The sequence below is a fragment of the Acinetobacter sp. AR2-3 genome, from assembly GCF_001878775.1.
GTDB lineage: Bacteria > Pseudomonadota > Gammaproteobacteria > Pseudomonadales > Moraxellaceae > Acinetobacter > Acinetobacter lwoffii_D.
This window is the reverse complement of the sequence record NZ_MJIQ01000032.1, coordinates 1-17,301: the sequence shown is the minus strand read 5'-3', so window position 1 is coordinate 17,301 and position 17,301 is coordinate 1. Positions and strand designations below refer to the sequence as shown.

General features: G+C 41.6%; 14 protein-coding genes and 1 pseudogene. 5 read left to right on the top strand and 10 right to left on the bottom strand.

Annotated elements, in window-relative coordinates:
* The first annotated feature begins 117 nt into the window (after positions 1 to 117).
* Complete coding sequence (locus BFN00_RS04330) at positions 118 to 1,017, top strand: hypothetical protein (RefSeq protein WP_044112858.1); 900 nt, start codon at positions 118 to 120, stop codon at positions 1,015 to 1,017.
* Positions 1,018 to 1,024: 7 nt separating this feature from the next.
* On the opposite strand, the pseudogene BFN00_RS04325 reads toward BFN00_RS04330, so the two are convergent.
* Positions 1,025 to 1,213 (bottom strand): annotated as a pseudogene (locus tag BFN00_RS04325) (endonuclease domain-containing protein); the annotation flags it as partial.
* Between the two features lie 274 nt (positions 1,214 to 1,487).
* Between BFN00_RS04325 and dhaK the strand changes: the two are divergent.
* Entirely contained in the window at positions 1,488 to 3,218 is a 1,731-nt protein-coding gene (dhaK, locus tag BFN00_RS04320; RefSeq protein WP_044112856.1) for a dihydroxyacetone kinase subunit DhaK, read from the top strand.
* 121 nt (positions 3,219 to 3,339) lie between these two features.
* On the opposite strand, the gene BFN00_RS04315 is transcribed toward dhaK, so the two are convergent.
* The 3 genes from BFN00_RS04315 to BFN00_RS04305 form a co-directional block, all read right to left on the bottom strand.
* The gene (locus BFN00_RS04315) at positions 3,340 to 4,614 is read right to left on the bottom strand and encodes a glutaminase (protein ID WP_044112855.1); all 1,275 of its coding nucleotides are present in this window, start codon (positions 4,612 to 4,614) and stop codon (positions 3,340 to 3,342) included.
* A 223-nt stretch (positions 4,615 to 4,837) separates the two neighbouring features.
* Complete coding sequence (locus BFN00_RS04310) at positions 4,838 to 5,644, bottom strand: SDR family oxidoreductase (RefSeq protein ID WP_044112854.1); 807 nt, start codon at positions 5,642 to 5,644, stop codon at positions 4,838 to 4,840.
* A 20-nt stretch (positions 5,645 to 5,664) separates the two neighbouring features.
* On the bottom strand, positions 5,665 to 6,336 hold the full coding sequence (locus BFN00_RS04305) for a hypothetical protein (protein ID WP_071850574.1): 672 nt from the start codon (positions 6,334 to 6,336) through the stop codon (positions 5,665 to 5,667).
* Positions 6,337 to 6,511: 175 nt separating this feature from the next.
* Here BFN00_RS04305 and BFN00_RS04300 point away from each other — a divergent pair, with 175 nt between their 5' ends.
* Together BFN00_RS04300 and BFN00_RS04295 are read left to right on the top strand one after the other, a co-directional pair.
* On the top strand, positions 6,512 to 9,406 hold the full coding sequence (locus tag BFN00_RS04300; RefSeq protein WP_044112853.1) for a valine--tRNA ligase: 2,895 nt from the start codon (positions 6,512 to 6,514) through the stop codon (positions 9,404 to 9,406).
* A gap of 62 nt (positions 9,407 to 9,468) precedes the next feature.
* A complete protein-coding gene (locus BFN00_RS04295) occupies positions 9,469 to 9,993 on the top strand; it encodes a hypothetical protein (protein ID WP_044112852.1) in 525 nt (174 codons plus the stop codon).
* 346 nt (positions 9,994 to 10,339) lie between these two features.
* On the opposite strand, the gene BFN00_RS04290 is transcribed toward BFN00_RS04295, so the two are convergent.
* The 3 genes from BFN00_RS04290 to BFN00_RS04280 all read right to left on the bottom strand — a co-directional run bounded on the left by BFN00_RS04290 (position 10,340) and on the right by BFN00_RS04280 (position 12,660).
* Entirely contained in the window at positions 10,340 to 10,714 is a 375-nt protein-coding gene (locus BFN00_RS04290) for an endonuclease domain-containing protein (RefSeq protein WP_044112851.1), read from the bottom strand.
* Between the two features lie 72 nt (positions 10,715 to 10,786).
* Entirely contained in the window at positions 10,787 to 11,830 is a 1,044-nt protein-coding gene (locus BFN00_RS04285; RefSeq protein ID WP_044112850.1) for a hypothetical protein, read from the bottom strand.
* A 143-nt stretch (positions 11,831 to 11,973) separates the two neighbouring features.
* Entirely contained in the window at positions 11,974 to 12,660 is a 687-nt protein-coding gene (locus tag BFN00_RS04280; protein ID WP_044112848.1) for a carbonic anhydrase, read from the bottom strand.
* Positions 12,661 to 13,143: 483 nt separating this feature from the next.
* Between BFN00_RS04280 and BFN00_RS04275 the strand changes: the two genes are divergently transcribed.
* The gene (locus BFN00_RS04275) at positions 13,144 to 13,821 is read left to right on the top strand and encodes a DUF421 domain-containing protein (protein WP_004730345.1); all 678 of its coding nucleotides are present in this window, start codon (positions 13,144 to 13,146) and stop codon (positions 13,819 to 13,821) included.
* On the opposite strand, the gene BFN00_RS04270 is transcribed toward BFN00_RS04275, so the two are convergent.
* From BFN00_RS04270 to BFN00_RS04260, 3 genes are all read right to left on the bottom strand, one after another.
* The gene (locus BFN00_RS04270; RefSeq protein ID WP_044112847.1) at positions 13,818 to 14,519 is read right to left on the bottom strand and encodes an HAD family hydrolase; all 702 of its coding nucleotides are present in this window, start codon (positions 14,517 to 14,519) and stop codon (positions 13,818 to 13,820) included. The two genes, BFN00_RS04275 and BFN00_RS04270, sit on opposite strands and share 4 nt — an antisense overlap.
* A gap of 147 nt (positions 14,520 to 14,666) precedes the next feature.
* Complete coding sequence (locus BFN00_RS04265) at positions 14,667 to 15,785, bottom strand: porin (RefSeq protein ID WP_044112846.1); 1,119 nt, start codon at positions 15,783 to 15,785, stop codon at positions 14,667 to 14,669.
* A 136-nt stretch (positions 15,786 to 15,921) separates the two neighbouring features.
* The gene (locus BFN00_RS04260; protein WP_044112845.1) at positions 15,922 to 17,160 is read right to left on the bottom strand and encodes an MFS transporter; all 1,239 of its coding nucleotides are present in this window, start codon (positions 17,158 to 17,160) and stop codon (positions 15,922 to 15,924) included.
* Positions 17,161 to 17,301: the final 141 nt, after the last annotated feature.

Genomic DNA, 17,301 nt, shown 5'->3' with positions numbered 1-17,301 from the left:
CGATGCTTCTCACCTTTGATAAAGGGGAAGAATCCATTCGTATCGAATATGAAAAATCCCCTCTTATGAGGGGATCTTTAACTGAATCAGGCAAAATTTACTTAATTTAAGATAAAAATGAGTATAAACAGCACCAAATTCGCTATTAACATTGTTTCTAATTTTAAAAAAAACAATAATCTGAATAAGATCAAAGGGGGAGAAATTGCTCTTTTTCGCTCACTACTTTGGTCTTTTAAAAATGCTACTCAGAAAAATGTATATATAGAAGAACATCACGGAACTAATCATCAGGTTACATTCACAGGTAATGGTACTTACGCTCGATCCTCTGCCAGATGTGAGTTATCCGATCTTCTTCTTATTTCATTTAACTCAAGAGAAGCTAGATTAACTTATTTACAGGCAAAGTATGAGAATACAATAGTATCCGATGTTCAAACTCATAAATGGAAAGCCAACCTAGAGCAGTGGTTTTTATTAAATCAATTACCACTAATAAAAGGCTATGGCAAATTCAACCCTCCTGCTGATTTATTAAATTCTGCTAAACTAAAATCGATTGGTTCATTTGGTTTTTTCCATAAAGATTTATCTGGGGACTTTGATCTATATTATGCAAGTGCAGAACATTTATCTTTACCAATCACTTATACTCAAAGATCAGGAAAATTATTTGTTAATCGAACTTCTTTGAACTCGCATTTATTACGTCAATTTGTTGGATTTTCAGAAAAAGAATGCTTAGAAGCTACTAGTTTACATAATTTTTTAGTTCAACTATATAACTTACAAGTGGGTACCCCTATACACATTAATAATTCAATCTCTAGATGGATTATTAGTAATTTAAAATCTCTTCCTAATTCATCATTGGTTAATGATTTACTAAAAGTTATCGATATAAATCATGATACTCCTTTAGATAATCAAATTCCTAAAAACTTTAACTACGAATTAAATTTTGGTGCAAAAAAAATCCTACTAATTCGAGTTAATGATGAAAGTATATTTTAAATTTATTTTCAATCACCAAATTGGCAGCAGGACAGTAAAAATCCACAATGTAATTCAAAATCGGCTTTTGCCTATAAAACTGTAAACCCAAGATTTGCTTGTTACGAAGCCGTGACCACAACAACTTTTCAGCGTCGGTCATGTTATTGCGTAAATCTCGCGAGGCTTGTTTTAAATTTTTATTGTAGGGTTTCATTTTTTATTCTCTTTTTTGAATCTCCCCTAGCCCCTCTTTAGAAAAGGGGGACTTCATGAATCCAAAGCCACCATCCAATTCGCGACAAGTCCCCCTTTAACAAAGGGGGATTTAGGGGGATTCTTATCATAAATATATACATCAAAAACCGCCCCTTTTCTAACCCATCAAACCCTAAATCATCCGTTTTTACATTTTTAATTCAGCAATCTCAATAACTTTCCATAATAATAAGACTTTAGACATCTCCCAGAATACGTGAAGGCCCTCCTCCATGAAAAAACTCCTCAACAACCCTGAAAACCTGGTTGTCGAAATGTGCAAAGGCTTTGTACTAGCACACCCTGAACTGAGCTTTAACGAATCTTATAAAATCATCTCAAGAAAAGAAAAACACAACAATGTTGCACTGATCAGTGGCGGTGGTAGCGGTCACGAACCAGCACATGCAGGCTTTGTTGGTGCAGGCATGTTAGATGCTGCCGTATGTGGCGATGTCTTTGCCTCACCTTCGCAAATTCAGGTCTATAAAGCACTCCAACACGTCGCAACAGACAAAGGCGTGCTCATGATCATTAAAAACTATTCTGGCGATATGATGAATTTCCAGAATGGTGCAGCTTTAGCTATAGAAGATGGCATTAAAGTCGATTATGTAAAAGTAGCAGATGATATTGCAGTCAAGGACAGCCTCTACACGGTCGGCCGTCGTGGCGTGGCGGGTACTGTATTTGTACATAAAATTGCAGGTGCAGCAGCGTCAAAAGGTTTAGAGCTTGCGGAAGTCAAAGTTGTGGCTCAAAAAGCAGCGGATAACGTGATTAGTCTTGGTTTCGCCTATAGCTCGTGTACCGTTCCTGCCAAAGGCACACCCACCTTCACCTTGGCGAATGATGAAATGGAATACGGCGTCGGCATCCACGGCGAACCCGGCATTCGTCGTGAAAAAATCCTGCCATCCAAGGAGCTGGCACAACGTATTGTCGATGACCTATTCCTCGATCGTCCTGACATGCAAGAAGTTGCTGTTCTAGTGAACGGCTTTGGTTCAACACCAATGCAAGAGCTGTATGTCTTTAATAACGATGTGTGCGAACATTTGGCGCGCAAAGGCATCAAGATTTACCGTACATTTGTTGGCAACTACATGACCAGTATCGACATGAATGGTGCATCGGTCTCATTACTTGCTGTGGATGATGAACTGAAAACCTATCTGGATGCGGAAGCCAATACCCCTGCCTTAAAGCTTGATGGCTCACCTGCACTACCATTTGAATTTGCAGCACAAGATGCAGCAGCAAAACAAACCGCCAATACCGAAGTTGAAACCCAAGCAGAACATGCTGAAATTCAGAACGAGCAATTCACGATTGAAAACATGCGTTATGTGGTCGATGTGATGGCGGCCTGCATCATCAAAAACGAAGTGCCATTCTGCGAGCTGGATGCCCATGCAGGTGACGGCGATTTTGGTATGAGCGTCGCCAAAGGCTTTAAACAACTGAAACGCGAATGGCAAAGCCTGATTCAAGCGCAGCACATGGATGAATTCCTGCTGAATAGTTCCATGATTATTATGGAACATTGTGGCGGTGCGTCAGGGCCAATTTGGGGTTCTGCTTTCCGTTCAGCCAGCAAAGCCATTCAGGGGAAACAAACCCTAAGCGTGGCAGATTTTGCCGAGATGCTGCAAGCTGCGGTTAAAGGTATTCAAGTGACTGGTGAGCGTTCATTTGGTCGTGGTGCTGTGGTCGGTGACAAAACCCTGATTGATGCACTTGTACCTTGCGCAGACTCTTGGTCAGCCAATACCGACAAGACGTTTAAAGAAAACTTTGTCTTGGGTGCAGAGGCTGCGGTAAAAGGTGCAGAATCTACCAAAGACATCGTAGCGCGTATGGGCCGTGCCGGTACAGTCGGTGATCGTAGCTTAGGTTATCCAGATGCTGGTGCACATGGCTTAGGCGTGATCTTTACGGACATTGCCGAGCATATTAAATAAACTTTTCAAGATTTGAAAAGAGCCTCGACACTGTTCGGGGCTTTTTTATATTTCATTTCTTCTACTGAGTAAGTTTAAAAGCACAAATAATGAAAGGCATACTCATCCCTATAAGTATGGCTTAACTAAACTTCTCTAAATAGCGCTCTAACTCTTCTGTCACCACTACCCGCTTATTGCCTTTCACCTGTTCCTCACCCAATACGCCTTCTGAGTCAATGACCACCACTTTGTGCCCATTCGCTTGTAAACGTTTGACACCTTCAAATAACATGCGTGCACCCACATCATGAATCAAAGTCAAATTGGTCAGGTCTATGACTATACGTGTTTGAGCGTCTGGCTCATCCTGCAAAATTCGCAGCAACATTTCGGATTCTGTAAATTGCAATACACCGCGCAGCTCATACACGACAATGTCATTGTTCTTACCTACAGTATAACGACTTTGCAAAATGGTCTGTGCCGATGGCGTCCCTTCCATCAGATGCAAGCCCATGTCACGTGACAAACGCTCAAAAATATCTACCCCACGTACACTATGCCCATGCTCATCAATTTTAGGAGAAAAAACCACAATTCCCACCTGCCCAGGCAATACCCCGATAATTCCGCCCGATACACCACTTTTGGCAGGAATGCCCACCGTCGTCAGCCAGTCACCCGCCGCATCATACATGCCACAGGTCATCATCACGCTGAGCACTTGGCGCACCACATCACGCTCTAGCAGCTGTTTGCCCGTTTTGGCCTGAACACCGCCATTGGCGAGCACACTACAGATATTTGCCAGATCTTTGACCGTCACTTTAATCGCACATTGCTTGATGTATCCATTGACGATTTCCACAGGATCCGAATCAAGCACACCTACAGTACGCAGCATATAGCCAATCGATAGGTTCCGGAATGCAGTTTTGACTTCCGACTTATATACCTGCTTGTCGAATTCCAGTTGACGGCCTGCCAGCTCACTTAAAAAACGGCGCAAGCATTCCGCACGTGAAATGCCTTTTTGTACCGGAATCAAAGAATGCGTGGTGATCGCACCCGAGTTAATCATTGGATTTTTCGGAAGATTGGTTTCTTTATCCAGTGAAATCTGATTAAAAGCCTCTCCTGAAGGTTCAACGCCGACCTTTTCCAGTACTGCTGGAATTCCCAAATGCTGTAATGCCAAGGCATAGGCAAAAGGCTTGGACATCGACTGCATGGTAAATTCGGTTTCATCATCTCCCGTGGAATAAATCGTGCCATCCACCGTAGTCAGCGCCAAAGCGAACTTGTTTGGATCTACCGCTGCCAGTTCAGGGATATAATCAGCCAAAGCGCCCTGATCATTATCATGACAGACCGTTAATACATGCTGGAGATAATCGGGCACCGGGGTTTTCATCGAATGAGCTTATTCCAATTCACTATTATTTTTAATTAACATACCGGCTTTTGGCTTAAGTACCAGAGTGAAAAGGTAATTTTCTGCATATCAATGTTATCGGCTGCATTCCCTGTACGGGCAATCCTCCAGAAATGAATGGCATTTTTAAGTTTTGTTATTTTTATTGATGTTTTAAGAGACATAAAAAAGGGCGCTCCTGCCCTTTTTTACTCTGGGTGATTTATTTTACCTTGGTCTTGCGAATCATTTTGTACAGCACCTTGGGTGAAATACGCGAAACCAGCACGCCAAGTTTTTCTTTCTTGCCACCAATCACAATATATTCTTCGCCACACTGCAAGGCTTGTACGCTTTGACGGGCAAAATCCTCTGCTGACAACCCATTTTCAATCGCTTCATCCTGCTTAGCTTGCGGTTTGCCTTCCCCATTTAAAGCATTAAACGACACATTGGTTTGAACAAAGCCAGGGAAAATCACCGAGACTTGAACGCCCCGATCAGCAACTTCAGCACGCAAACTATTGGCCCACATATGAATCGCTGCTTTGGCTGCGGAATAGGATGCGCGATACTGCGTGCCCAGCAAACCTGCCACACTGGAAATAAATACAATACGACCAGATTTTTGTTTCAGAAACGTCGGCAATACCATTTTGGTGAGAAACACCTGCGAGAAATAATCGACTTCCATAATGGCGCGTTCAGTCTGCATGGTGGTGTCCCGAATCAGGGCGCGCTGACTCAGACCGGCATTATTAATCAGCCAGTCAATCCGGCCTTTTTGTTGCAAAACCTGTTCATAAGCATGACGAACCTGACTTTCATCCGTAATATCAGCCGTAATAGAAATATGCTGATCCGGATGAGCAAGGCTGTGGCGAACATTTTCCAGTTCTTCATGCCGGCGTGCAGTCAGTACCACTTGTGCCCCAAGTGCAGCGCATTGCTGTGCAATCGCCTTGCCAATCCCTGAAGATGCGCCGGTAATCCAGACCACTTTTCCATTTAAGTCTTCAACTTTCGCCATGAAATCCTCTTTCCCTTGTTTTAATGAATATGGTGCTGCATTTCATCTTCCAGAAATGCCAGCAAATGCTCAAAATAATAACTCATCGTATCGGCATCATAGATGCTACCGAGCTTGTCAAAACGTTTATAGCCTAACTGGGTGGTTAAATGAATCACCCCATTCAAGGTTTTATCGACCACCACATTAAATTTCAACATTTTTTTCGGTTCACGGATCAGATGTGTCACCCCTTGATCGACCACCTGAGTAAAGGCTTTTAAAGCGGGTGATACATATTGATGATTACCATTTTTCATCTGGTCAATACAGCCGAGCAACTCCATCACCAGCAATTTTTCCACCGGATATCGAACAAAAGCATCGCCGTGATGCTCATAGGTCATACGATGCAAATAGTTCACCATAGGCATCAGCCGCTCATTGCCAAACAGCGAAACCGACCACGGCATATATTTACGGGTGTTATGCATAATCTGCTGAATCACTTTTTCTGACTCACTGTCCGGTGACTTGGCCAGCTGCACCACCTGACCAAAAATCTGGTCAATAATTTCACAGGCCATATCGGCCAGATTTTCACCTAAGGGTCTGGCAAGACTGTCTCGCTCGCCCGCATTTAATCTGGAATGGAGGTCTTTAAAGCGCTGATGGGTTTCGGGCTGAAGCTTCAGGGAAATGCTATAGCTCATCTTATTATCCTTTTTGATATGCTGCGATGAGTCGCGTTTTTTTATCGTTCTATCATACGATGAGTTGCTATACATGCCAATTGGCTAAAGTTTGCATTTGGTTAAGCTGCCGCATGCACTATTTTTTTTGCTACAATAGATCCAATTTTTCATTCACTTTTGATCTGTTTAGACTATGACTGACTCAGCGCAAAATATCGCGACAACCTACGATCCGACCGAGATCGAGAAAAAATGGTACCAAACTTGGGAAGAGCGTGGTTACTTTAAGCCGTCTGAAAAAGGCGAATCTTTCTGTATCATGATTCCGCCACCAAACGTCACTGGTAGCCTGCACATGGGTCATGGTTTCAACAATGCCATCATGGATGCCTTGACGCGTTTCAACCGTATGTCTGGTAAAAATACGCTTTGGCAACCGGGTACTGACCACGCAGGTATTGCAACGCAAATGGTGGTTGAGCGTCAGCTGGGTGCACAAGGGATTAGCCGTCATGACCTGGGTCGTGAAAAGTTCATCGAAAAAGTCTGGGAATGGAAAGAACAGTCTGGCGGTAACATTACCCGTCAAATCCGTCGCTTAGGTTCTTCGGTTGACTGGTCACGTGAACGCTTCACGATGGATGATGGTTTATCAAACGCAGTAAAAGAAGTGTTTGTAAAACTTCACGAAGAAGGCCTGATCTACCGCGGCAAACGTCTGGTGAACTGGGATCCAAAACTGCAAACTGCCCTTTCTGACCTGGAAGTTGAGTCTGATAAAGAAGAAGCAGGTTCATTGTGGCACTTCAAATATTTCTTTGAAGATAAGTCACTCCGCACGCACGATGGTAAAGATCACATCGTAGTTGCAACGACGCGTCCTGAAACATTATTGGGTGATACTGCGGTTGCGGTTGCACTGGATGATGAACGTTATGCTGATCTAGTAGGTAAAAATATAATCTTACCAATCACAGGTCGTGCAGTTCCAATCGTAAAAGACGAATATGTAGACAAAGAATTCGGTACAGGCTGTGTAAAAATCACCCCTGCACACGACTTCAATGACTATGAAGTGGGTAAACGTTGCGAATTGCCAATCATCAACATTTTCAACAAAAATGCTGAAGTGTTGGCTGAGTTTGAATACATCGCGAAAGCGGGCGAGCAAATTTCTAAAACTATTCCTGCACCTAGCGAATATGTTGGTTTAGAACGTTTTGAAGCACGTAAGAAGATCGTTGAACAAGCTGAAACTGAAGGCTGGTTAGATCAGATCCAACCTTACACATTAAAACCACCTCGTGGTGACCGTTCAGGCGTGATTGTTGAGCCTCTATTGACAGATCAATGGTATGTAAAAATTGCACCGCTTGCGAAACCTGCGATTGAAGCGGTGCAGGATGGTCGCATTAAGTTTGTGCCTGAACAGTACAACAACATGTACATGGCGTGGATGAACAACATTCAAGACTGGTGTATCTCGCGTCAATTGTGGTGGGGTCACCGTATCCCTGCTTGGTACGATGCGGAAGGCAATGTATATGTTGGCCGTGATGAAGCTGAAGTTCGGGCGAAAAACAACATCCCTGCCGATGTTCAATTAAACCAAGACGAAGACGTATTGGATACATGGTTCTCTTCAGGTCTTTGGACATTCTCAACTTTAGGTTGGACTGGCGACGAAGCGAAAGACAAAGCCAACTACTTCCTGAATACCTTCCACCCGACTGATGTGCTTGTCACTGGTTTTGACATCATCTTCTTCTGGGTGGCACGTATGATCATGCTGACCATGCACTTCATGAAGAATGAAGATGGTACGCCACAAGTGCCATTTAAAACTGTGTACGTTCACGGTTTGGTACGTGATGGCGAAGGTCAGAAGATGTCTAAATCTAAGGGTAACGTACTTGATCCATTAGACTTGATTGATGGTGTGGATCTTGAAACCTTAGTACAAAAACGTACAACAGGTTTGATGAACCCGAAACAAGCAGCGAAGATTGAAAAATCAACCCGTAAAGAATTCCCTGAAGGTATTCAATCTTACGGTACAGACGCGGTTCGTTTCACCTTCTGTGCGCTTGCCAACACTGGTCGTGACATCAAGTTCGACATGAAACGTGTTGAAGGTTACCGTAATTTTGCCAACAAAATCTGGAACGCAACCCGTTTCGTGATGATGAATGTTGAAGGTCAAACGGTTGGTCAAACTGCACGTCCTGATCTTTGGGAATTACCTGAACAGTGGATCGTGAGCCGTCTACAAAAAGCGACTGCTGCGGTACAAACTGCGTTTGCAACGTATCGTTTAGACTTGGCTGCACAAGCAATTTACGAGTTCATCTGGAATGAATACTGTGACTGGTATGTAGAGCTGACTAAACCAGTTCTGAATGATGAAAACGTATCTGAAGAGCGTAAAGCTGAAGTTCGTCGTGTTCTTCTTTCGGTAATGGAAGCGTCTTTACGTCTTGCGCATCCGTTGATGCCGTACTTAACTGAAGAAATCTGGCAAACGCTTGCACCTAAACTTGGCATTACTGGCGAAACCATCATGCTTGCGCAGTACCCTGTTGCTGATGAAGCGTTGATGAACGACCAAGCTGAAGCAGATATGCAATGGCTTCAAGGTTTGATTGGTGCGGTACGTAACATCCGTGGTGAAATGGGTCTAGGTAATGCGCGTTTATTACCAGTTCTTCTGCAAAACACCACCGAAGCTGAAAAAGCACAGATCACTCGTATTGAAGCATTGTTTAAAGCATTGGCGAAAGTAGAAAGCATCACCTTCTTGGCTGATGGCGAGCAACCACCATTGTCTTCTTCTTCTGTAGTGGGTCACGTATCTGTTTACGTTCCAATGAAGGGCTTGATTGACCCGAAAGCGGAATTGGGTCGTCTGCAAAAAGACTTAGACAAGGTTCAAAAACAGCATGATCAAATTGCCAATAAACTTTCTAACGAAGGTTTCGTTGCAAAAGCACCTGCGGCTGTGGTTGAAGGTGAACGTGCGAAACTGGCTGAGTTTGCTGACCAGTTAGCGAAAATTAAAGCGAATATGGAGCAAATTGCAGCGCTTTAATGTGTTGTTAGTTTGATTTAATTTGTGTATAAAGGGCTGATTATTCAGCCCTTTATACTTATATGAGTCAAATTATAACACCACAAGATGCTATGGCTATTGCAATTATTGGTAGTTTAGCAATTACTTTCATTATGTTTACTCTCAGATATTTAAATTCTGAGTCTAAACCTCATTATATTGATTTTTTAAAAATTTTCTTAGGTTTACCATTTAGTAAAAATTTGGATAGAATTAAAATACTAGATACACTTAAATTAAATCTAAAAAACCAAAAAAAAGAAATCACCAAGATCAAAAATGATATCTATGAATTAAACGAATCTCTAAAATTAAAACAACGTACAATCGAACGACTAAATAAATATCTTTTAAAATTAGAAAGAAAAGCCAATTTCAACTTAGTTTATGGTCTATTTTTTTGTATTACAGGCATTGGCTTTATTTTTTACTCTATGATGACTTATACACCAACAGTTGATGAGAATTTAAGAAACTCTCTAATATATTTTATTCCTAGAATAACACTAACAATATTGATCGAAATATTTTCATACTTTTTCTTAAACCTTTATAAAAAAATTTAGAGGATATAAAATATTTCCAAAATGAAGTAACGAATTTAGAAAGTAAATACTTAGCAATTTTATATGCTTTCGAAGCTAATAATGGACAAGTTAAAGCTAAAGTTATTGAAAAACTAATGGATACTGAGCGTAATTTTATTTTAAAAAAAGATGAAACGACTATTGATCTTGAAAGAAGTCGGATCGAATCTGAAAGTTCAAATAATACGATCCAAGCTCTAAAAGATATTATCTCATTTAAGAAATAACCCTCACCCCAACCCTCTCCCATAGGGAGAGGGTGTGTCATTTGATTTTATATTTGCATGAATTTAGGAATGGTGTTCCCTCTCCTTTTAGGAGAGGGTTAGGGAGAGGTACTTTTGCTTTTAAGCTCAAAACACACATTCCATAAATCCTCCAATACCACATCTGTTTGTCCCAATACATCAAAATTCCAATATCGCATAACGGTTAAACCCAAAGCCTCTAAAAACTTGGTTCGTTCAGCATCATATTCAATAGCATCATCCATACCATGCTGACTACCATCCAACTCAATCACTAAACCAATTTCATGACAGTAAAAATCCACGATGTACGGCTGAATCACATGCTGACGGCGAAATTTAAGATTGATAAAATGCTTGGCACGTAAGACTTGCCACATGAGATATTCAGCATCGGTGGCGGTATGGCGCATAGATTTGGCGAATTCTAATAATTGAGGATCTATTTTCATTGTTATTTTCCCTCTCCTACTAGGAGAGGGAACTTTCATTATTAAATCTAGAATGACTATACGAATAAGAGATTAAAGCATCCCATGCCTTAAAAACATCTCCAAGCGGCTCACCTTTTTGATATACATCAGGCGTTCTTTTTCCACTTTAATCTGCTGTTTGATGGCTAAAGTATCTTCATCAATCTGCTTATACAGATCAGCAATCTGGACCTTGCCTTTCGCCTTTTTCACGGCAATTCTGGTTTTCGATGACCAGACCAATCTATTGATCAAGGCATCAATCTGATCTTGTAATTTCCGACTTTGTGCATCTAAAGCCAGTTGATAAAACTTGAGTTGCTCCGCACTTAAACCTTTTTTTGAAACATCCTGATCTTGTTCAATCTGCAGTTGCATTCTCAGTAACGTAAACAGATCCTGCTCTGCATAAGCCTCATTGGCACGTTGTAATAATTCAGTTTTCTTGATTTTTTTGACATCATTCACTTCACGGTCAGGGTGAATGATGGCAGCAATTTTTAAATAAACGGTTTTCAATGACTGCTCTGCCATCGCTGCTGCCTGTTCCTGTTTTTCCTGCTGGCGTTTTAATCTGGCCTGCTCACGTGCCTGCTGAAAATGATCTGATTCCCATTCTTCAAATACTTCTACATCTGCAAGATCTGAGGGATGCTCATTCTTAAAAAATGTTTCCAGTTCATTTATTTTCTTTTGGCTTTTTCTGAATTGGGCATGTTCGGCACGTTGCTGATAGTAAGTGAAGATTTCATTCACTTTATGAGCTTGTTGCACCGACATTGCCTGAGAGTCTTTTAGATAATTTGCAAGGTATTGAATCTTTTCATCCAGCACCACCAGTTCTGCCTTGGAAAATGTGGTTTCCTGCAGGTGCTTCCAGAGCTGTTCCAGCTGCTTGAACAGTACGCCATGTAATTCATGATAGATCGGCATAAACGTTTTATGGGTATATTGTTGCAGCTCTTCTTCAGCCTGTTGCCATTGTTGTAATTCCTGTTTCTGTTGCTCGATTTTATCAATCAGATGATCCAGCTTCTTCTGCTGTGGCGAAAGCGCTGTGAATGGCTGAATCATGGTTTTTAAGTCGAAGAGCATGGCAGGAGAAGGTCAAAGAAGAAATAAGATCCATATTAAATCTTTCAGCTTTCGTCACAAAGTCCTTTTCCGTGTGCCCTTTCTAAATTTGTATCAGAATTAAAAAAAGCAGACCAAAGTCTGCTTTTTCGCTCTCATATTGATTATTCCAGCACTACACGGCCATTCAATGACTGCAACGGACGGTTATTTGGGTGTCCCATCAGTTTGGCAAATTCCGAAATCTGCTTGGCAGAAGCCTGCTGAATATCTTTCAGGATCAGCCAGCGTACTCCTTCCCAACACGGCGGTGTGGTCAGCGAGCCGCTAAAGCGGTAATAATCCAGATTCTTAGGCAACATTGCATTCACAGGTTGTGGGGTCTTTAAAACCACTTTCTCACCCTGCTTTTTTGGCAAACGGTTCCACATGCGTTTGAGCATCTGGCTTTCTGCACCCTGCTCGAACATCATCCCCACGACAGCCAGCTCACCTTTGGCATTGGCATGGACAAAATGGATTTCCAGTGGATAGCTTTTATCCTTGATCAGATTTTCACTCGGGCTATGCAAATGAAACTGCTTCAGTACAAAGGTATCGCCATCCAGCTGCAATTCACCACCTTGCGCAAAATCCACCTGAACAGTATGACCTTTATTTTCGATCGCATGAATCATGGTGTTATAGCTGAACTTGAGCGGCTCCAGTTCTGCTTTCACTGTTCGCTCAATATTGATTGGTGACTGGTTCAGACCATTACAGGCCGAATATTTCTGGCTCAAAGTCGACCATTGCTCAGGCTGAGTATAATCCCAATCCGCATCTGCCCAGACCGCTGTACTTAAACCCATAACCGTTAAAAGCGTGAATATTCTTTTCACAATACATCCCTTGTTGGAAGTCAAAATCACAATTTCTAATTTAAAAACAGTTTATTAAAGTAGTGTAATCACTCTATTTTTCAGGCCACAAACTACAGATTTTTATAAAGATGAAGTGATTTGCTTACAAATTTCTAAACACTCCTAATTATTCAAAACACATTATTCAGAATATATATTTATAAATTTCAAATGGGTAATACTTTTATAGATTTAAAAATAGACAGTAGAGAATGTGATCTTCTTCAAATTTAATCTGCTGATTTTTTATGTATTATTTACATGAAATCTCTATCTTATTTTCAATAGATCAAATAGCTAGATTTTTAAGTTCAAGCTTCTTTTTTAAATAGAATCTACCTTTATTCATAAACTTACATAAACACAGCAGCAAATAAAATACTGATATTGCTAGACTCGAGCCAAAGAGAAAAATGAGGATAAAGAATTTAAATGGACTGGGCGACCATATTTATAAATGACACCACCTGGGAGTTTACCGCAGAAATTTTGCTGCGTTGTGCCCTGATGTACACGATGATTATCCTGTTTTTGCGTCTGACCGGAAAACGTGGGGTACGTCAACTTTCTATCTTCGAAGTCGCTATCATTTTGAGCTTGGGTTCGATTGCCGGCGACCCGATGTTTACTGAAGATATTCCCCTGATTCAGGCAGTTCTGGTGATGTCGGTGATTATTATCATGTACCGCCTGACCACCTGGCTCATGATGAAATATCAGTGGTTTGAAGACCTACTGGAAGGTAAACCGATTTATATCGTAGAAGATGGCGTGCTGGTCGTTGAAGAAATTAAAAAAGGTAAGATGTCACATGATGAATTCTTTGCCGAAATGCGCCAGCAAGGCGTAGAACATCTCGGTCAGGTTCGTACCGGTTTACTGGAAACTGACGGTAAGTTCAGTATCCTGTTTTTCAAATCGGATGAGGTTCGGCCTGGGCTGCCACTTTTTCCTAAAACCTGTTCTATAGTCCAACAGGTCAAGGCCGGGCAATTATATGCCTGCATTTACTGTGGACAGGTACAAACCCTTTCACATGCCGACCAGCAATGTCCGCGCTGTGATTCTTCACAATGGGCCGAAACGATTGACTGTTTAAGAATAACTTAAGTCTGATTTAATAACTGCAAATGGGCAAAAATTTCCGGCAGATGCTGAATTCTATGCTGAATATGTTCGGCATCCGGATGGAAACCTTGCATCCATAATGCATACATTCCGGCCTCTGTAGCTCCTTGTACATCATTAATTGGATGGTCGCCAATATACAGGCACTGTGCAGGCTGCACGCCTAGACGCTCTGCAGTGATCTGGAATATTTCCGGCTGTGGTTTGTTAAAACCCACCAACCCCGAACTGATGATCTCATCAAAATAAGGTTCAATACCCAAACCCCGAATCGTATTTAAACGGGTGTCATGTCCGCCATTGGAAACAATGGCCAGCTGATAACCCTCATCTTTCAGCTGCATTAATACTTGCTCTGCTGCCGGCATTTCTACGGCGAAACGGCCAAACTGGCTAAACCAGAATTGGGCCAGTTCATCTATGGTTGGGGGATTTAACCAAGACAGTTCCTGCAACAACGCATAAGCAGCCGAAGCCCCGATACTACCATGCGTCAGCAATTCCTTTTTAGGATAACCGCCATTATCGATGCGTCTTACAATCTCGATAATTTTGTCAGACTCGACCTGTTTCAATGCTGGCGCATAATATTCTGCCAGATAACGGCTATAGGCTTGTGTCGTCAGATCACGATGGGTCAAGGTATTGTCGAGGTCAAATAAAACGGCTTGAATAGGCATAATTTTCAAAACGAAATGCTGAAACTTTCAATCATGTTAACAGCCCTACACTTGTTAGATCAGACATAAAATTGCTAAGTTTTGTTGTTTTAAGCATAAAAAAAGCGATGCCAAAGCATCGCCTTTTCTTAGAGTACAAAATCTAAATTAGAATTTGTATTCTAAGCCTGTACCAACAACTGGTTGTTTAGTTTCTAAAGAACCACGCTCAAGTGTTAGATAACCGGCATAACCATATGCTTTCACTTGTTTACTAAATGCGTAATCTGCACCAACAAAGATCTGCTGTGCTTCATAATCGGCAGTATTATCTTTGAAGCTTGTAGTGTTTTGGCTGTATTGACCTTTAACTGTCCAAGCTTTTGCATTTGGAAGATTATATTCAGCACCAATTAACCAACCTTGAGCATCATCAATAAGCAAATCAACTGCTTTAGAAGCTGCATCCACATCCGCCACTTCTGAAGTTTGATAAAGAGCTTTAAGCGCTAAACCACCATCTAGATTTACACGGCCAATTGCACGAATGGTATTTGCAGCAGCAAATAAAGTACCGCCCGTTACTTCTGGAGCAGAAGCATTATCAAAACCGCGCCCTAAGAAGTTAGTCGGAATTGCTTTGTCATAAGCAACACCTGCTACAACTACTGGGCTGTCATATACTACAGAAGCAGACCAAGCATCACCTAAGCCACGGCCTGCAACTTTAGCACCGCCTTTAGAAGAGCTAATACCACCGGCCTCACCTGTAGCTAATAGTGCAGTTGCTTTTAGTTTACCTTCACCGACTGCAAAGCCAGGAGCTTCATAGACGACAACATTATCGATACGGTTTTCACCGGTAAATATACCTGCCATATCCGCTTTATTTGCAACATAGTTATTGAAAGTATCAACTACTGAAGAAAGCTGTTTTACAGGCGTATCGATTTTACCTAGTTTTACTGTACCTAACTTTTCATCTTTAAGACCGACTAAAAGATTACGCGGTACGAATGTATCATTGCTTCCACCATTGTCTACATAGAAGGTAAATTCAGCTTGATAAAGCCCACTTAAACGGTCAGTAAGTTTCTCCTCACCTTTTAAACCCAAGAATGAATTATTAGTATTCAGTTCAATAACGTCACGATCAGACACAGGTGAAGCATTGTCTTCCGGTAAGTAATCAACTGTGGCATCAATCTCACCATAAAAAGTTGGTGCTGCAAAAGTTGTCCCCGCCAAAAGGCTGAATGCAATTGCTGTTGCTAACTTAGTTTTCATCAAAAATATCCTTAATTTATTTTGTAACAAATAATACACACGGCGCTTATATTACAAAATTATTAAATTAATATTTATATATTCTATTTAGTACTTTAGGCTAACATTTAACCAAACAGTTGATTATTTAGAAATTTTATACTTTTTCTGCAACTTTCATCCATCGGAAAATTGGAATTAAACAGATAATTGCCACGATCACGATGAGGTTCAGATAATTTTGATAGCCTAAAGCATCTCCCAAAATACCACTCAGACTATAAAGTCCCCCACTCACCGTAGCCATCAGTGCCACCTGAAAGGTGAAATCAGTACCAGCCAGATGCTTGCGACTGTATTGCATGACCAAGGTCAACATGACCACCAAAAGCATGGCTGAGATCATGTCTTCGGCTGCATTAATCAGATATATCATCCAGTTTTCTACTTTTTTTTGGGTTTCATACTGGGCAGCCAGCCATGCATAAGCCATTAAAGTCATGATTTTCAGAACAGAAAAAATCAGTAAACTCCGGCTGCGCGACCAGTATTTCAGACACCAACCAGCCAGTCCTGCCCCAATCAAGGCAGCCAATGCTCCCAGCATGGTGACATAAAGGCCAATCTGGCTAAAGCTCAGTCCGAGATCTACCATTAAAGGTTTTAATAAAGGCCCGGATAAACCATCGGCGATTTTAAAGGTCAATAAAACCAGTAACCAGACAGCCAAGGTTGAATCCGACCAGAAGTATTGAAAATAGGTTTTAATATTACTGAGTGCTGGTTGTTCAGAAGTTTGCGTGGTGGTTTTTAGATGATCCGGTTCTTTAAATAATAAAATGGGTAAAGTATTAAGAAAGACCAGAGCCGCCAATAATAAAAAGGTGGCTTGCCATTGCAGTAGATCTAGCAACCATAATATGGCCCCACCTCCGACAATAAATCCCAGTCGTGAACCGATGACCTGAAAGGTATTACCCCAATATTGCTGTTCATTTTTCAGAATATTGACCGCCAGTGCATCGGTCGCAATATCCTGTGTCGCGCCAATGCCATTCATCAGCAACAGCGTGATAAAAAACAGCAGTAAATACAGCGGCTGATTCAAGGCCTGAATCGGTAGAAATGAGAGCCCAATCAATACAGCAACTGACAGCCATTGCAGGGGAATAATCCAGCTACGGTAATGACCTTTGGCGATTGATCCATGTCGATCGACCCAAGGTGCCCAGAATATTTTAATCGACCAAGGCAGCATTAACAGGCCAAAGCCCCCGATATGCGCCAGCGATACCCCTTCAGCCCGCAGAATGACCGGCAAGGCATGCGTCATAAACCCGACCGGAAGCCCCTGTGCCCAATATAGCGAAAACAGTAAAATATAGGTATTCCGCATATTTAGGCCAAGTCCTTAAGGTGAAAATGCATCAACAGCATTTAAGATGCTATACATTTTGCCAATGATCCGGATTTTACAACAGTCTAATATAATAAAAAATAAAGAAGTCTCTTATACACATCTCCGAGCCCACGAGAC

Bases quoted from the DNA above. Each gene is read 5' to 3' on its own strand.
- BFN00_RS04330 (WP_044112858.1), top strand. From the start codon at position 118: ATGAGTATAAACAGCACCAAATTCGCTATTAACATTGTTTCTAATTTT.
- dhaK (WP_044112856.1), top strand. From the start codon at position 1,488: ATGAAAAAACTCCTCAACAACCCTGAAAACCTGGTTGTCGAAATGTGC.
- BFN00_RS04315 (WP_044112855.1), bottom strand. From the start codon at position 4,614: ATGAAAACCCCGGTGCCCGATTATCTCCAGCATGTATTAACGGTCTGT.
- BFN00_RS04310 (WP_044112854.1), bottom strand. From the start codon at position 5,644: ATGGCGAAAGTTGAAGACTTAAATGGAAAAGTGGTCTGGATTACCGGC.
- BFN00_RS04305 (WP_071850574.1), bottom strand. From the start codon at position 6,336: ATGAGCTATAGCATTTCCCTGAAGCTTCAGCCCGAAACCCATCAGCGC.
- BFN00_RS04300 (WP_044112853.1), top strand. From the start codon at position 6,512: ATGACTGACTCAGCGCAAAATATCGCGACAACCTACGATCCGACCGAG.
- BFN00_RS04295 (WP_044112852.1), top strand. From the start codon at position 9,469: ATGAGTCAAATTATAACACCACAAGATGCTATGGCTATTGCAATTATT.
- BFN00_RS04290 (WP_044112851.1), bottom strand. From the start codon at position 10,714: ATGAAAATAGATCCTCAATTATTAGAATTCGCCAAATCTATGCGCCAT.
- BFN00_RS04285 (WP_044112850.1), bottom strand. From the start codon at position 11,830: ATGCTCTTCGACTTAAAAACCATGATTCAGCCATTCACAGCGCTTTCG.
- BFN00_RS04280 (WP_044112848.1), bottom strand. From the start codon at position 12,660: ATGGGTTTAAGTACAGCGGTCTGGGCAGATGCGGATTGGGATTATACT.
- BFN00_RS04275 (WP_004730345.1), top strand. From the start codon at position 13,144: ATGGACTGGGCGACCATATTTATAAATGACACCACCTGGGAGTTTACC.
- BFN00_RS04270 (WP_044112847.1), bottom strand. From the start codon at position 14,519: ATGCCTATTCAAGCCGTTTTATTTGACCTCGACAATACCTTGACCCAT.
- BFN00_RS04265 (WP_044112846.1), bottom strand. From the start codon at position 15,785: ATGAAAACTAAGTTAGCAACAGCAATTGCATTCAGCCTTTTGGCGGGG.
- BFN00_RS04260 (WP_044112845.1), bottom strand. From the start codon at position 17,160: ATGCGGAATACCTATATTTTACTGTTTTCGCTATATTGGGCACAGGGG.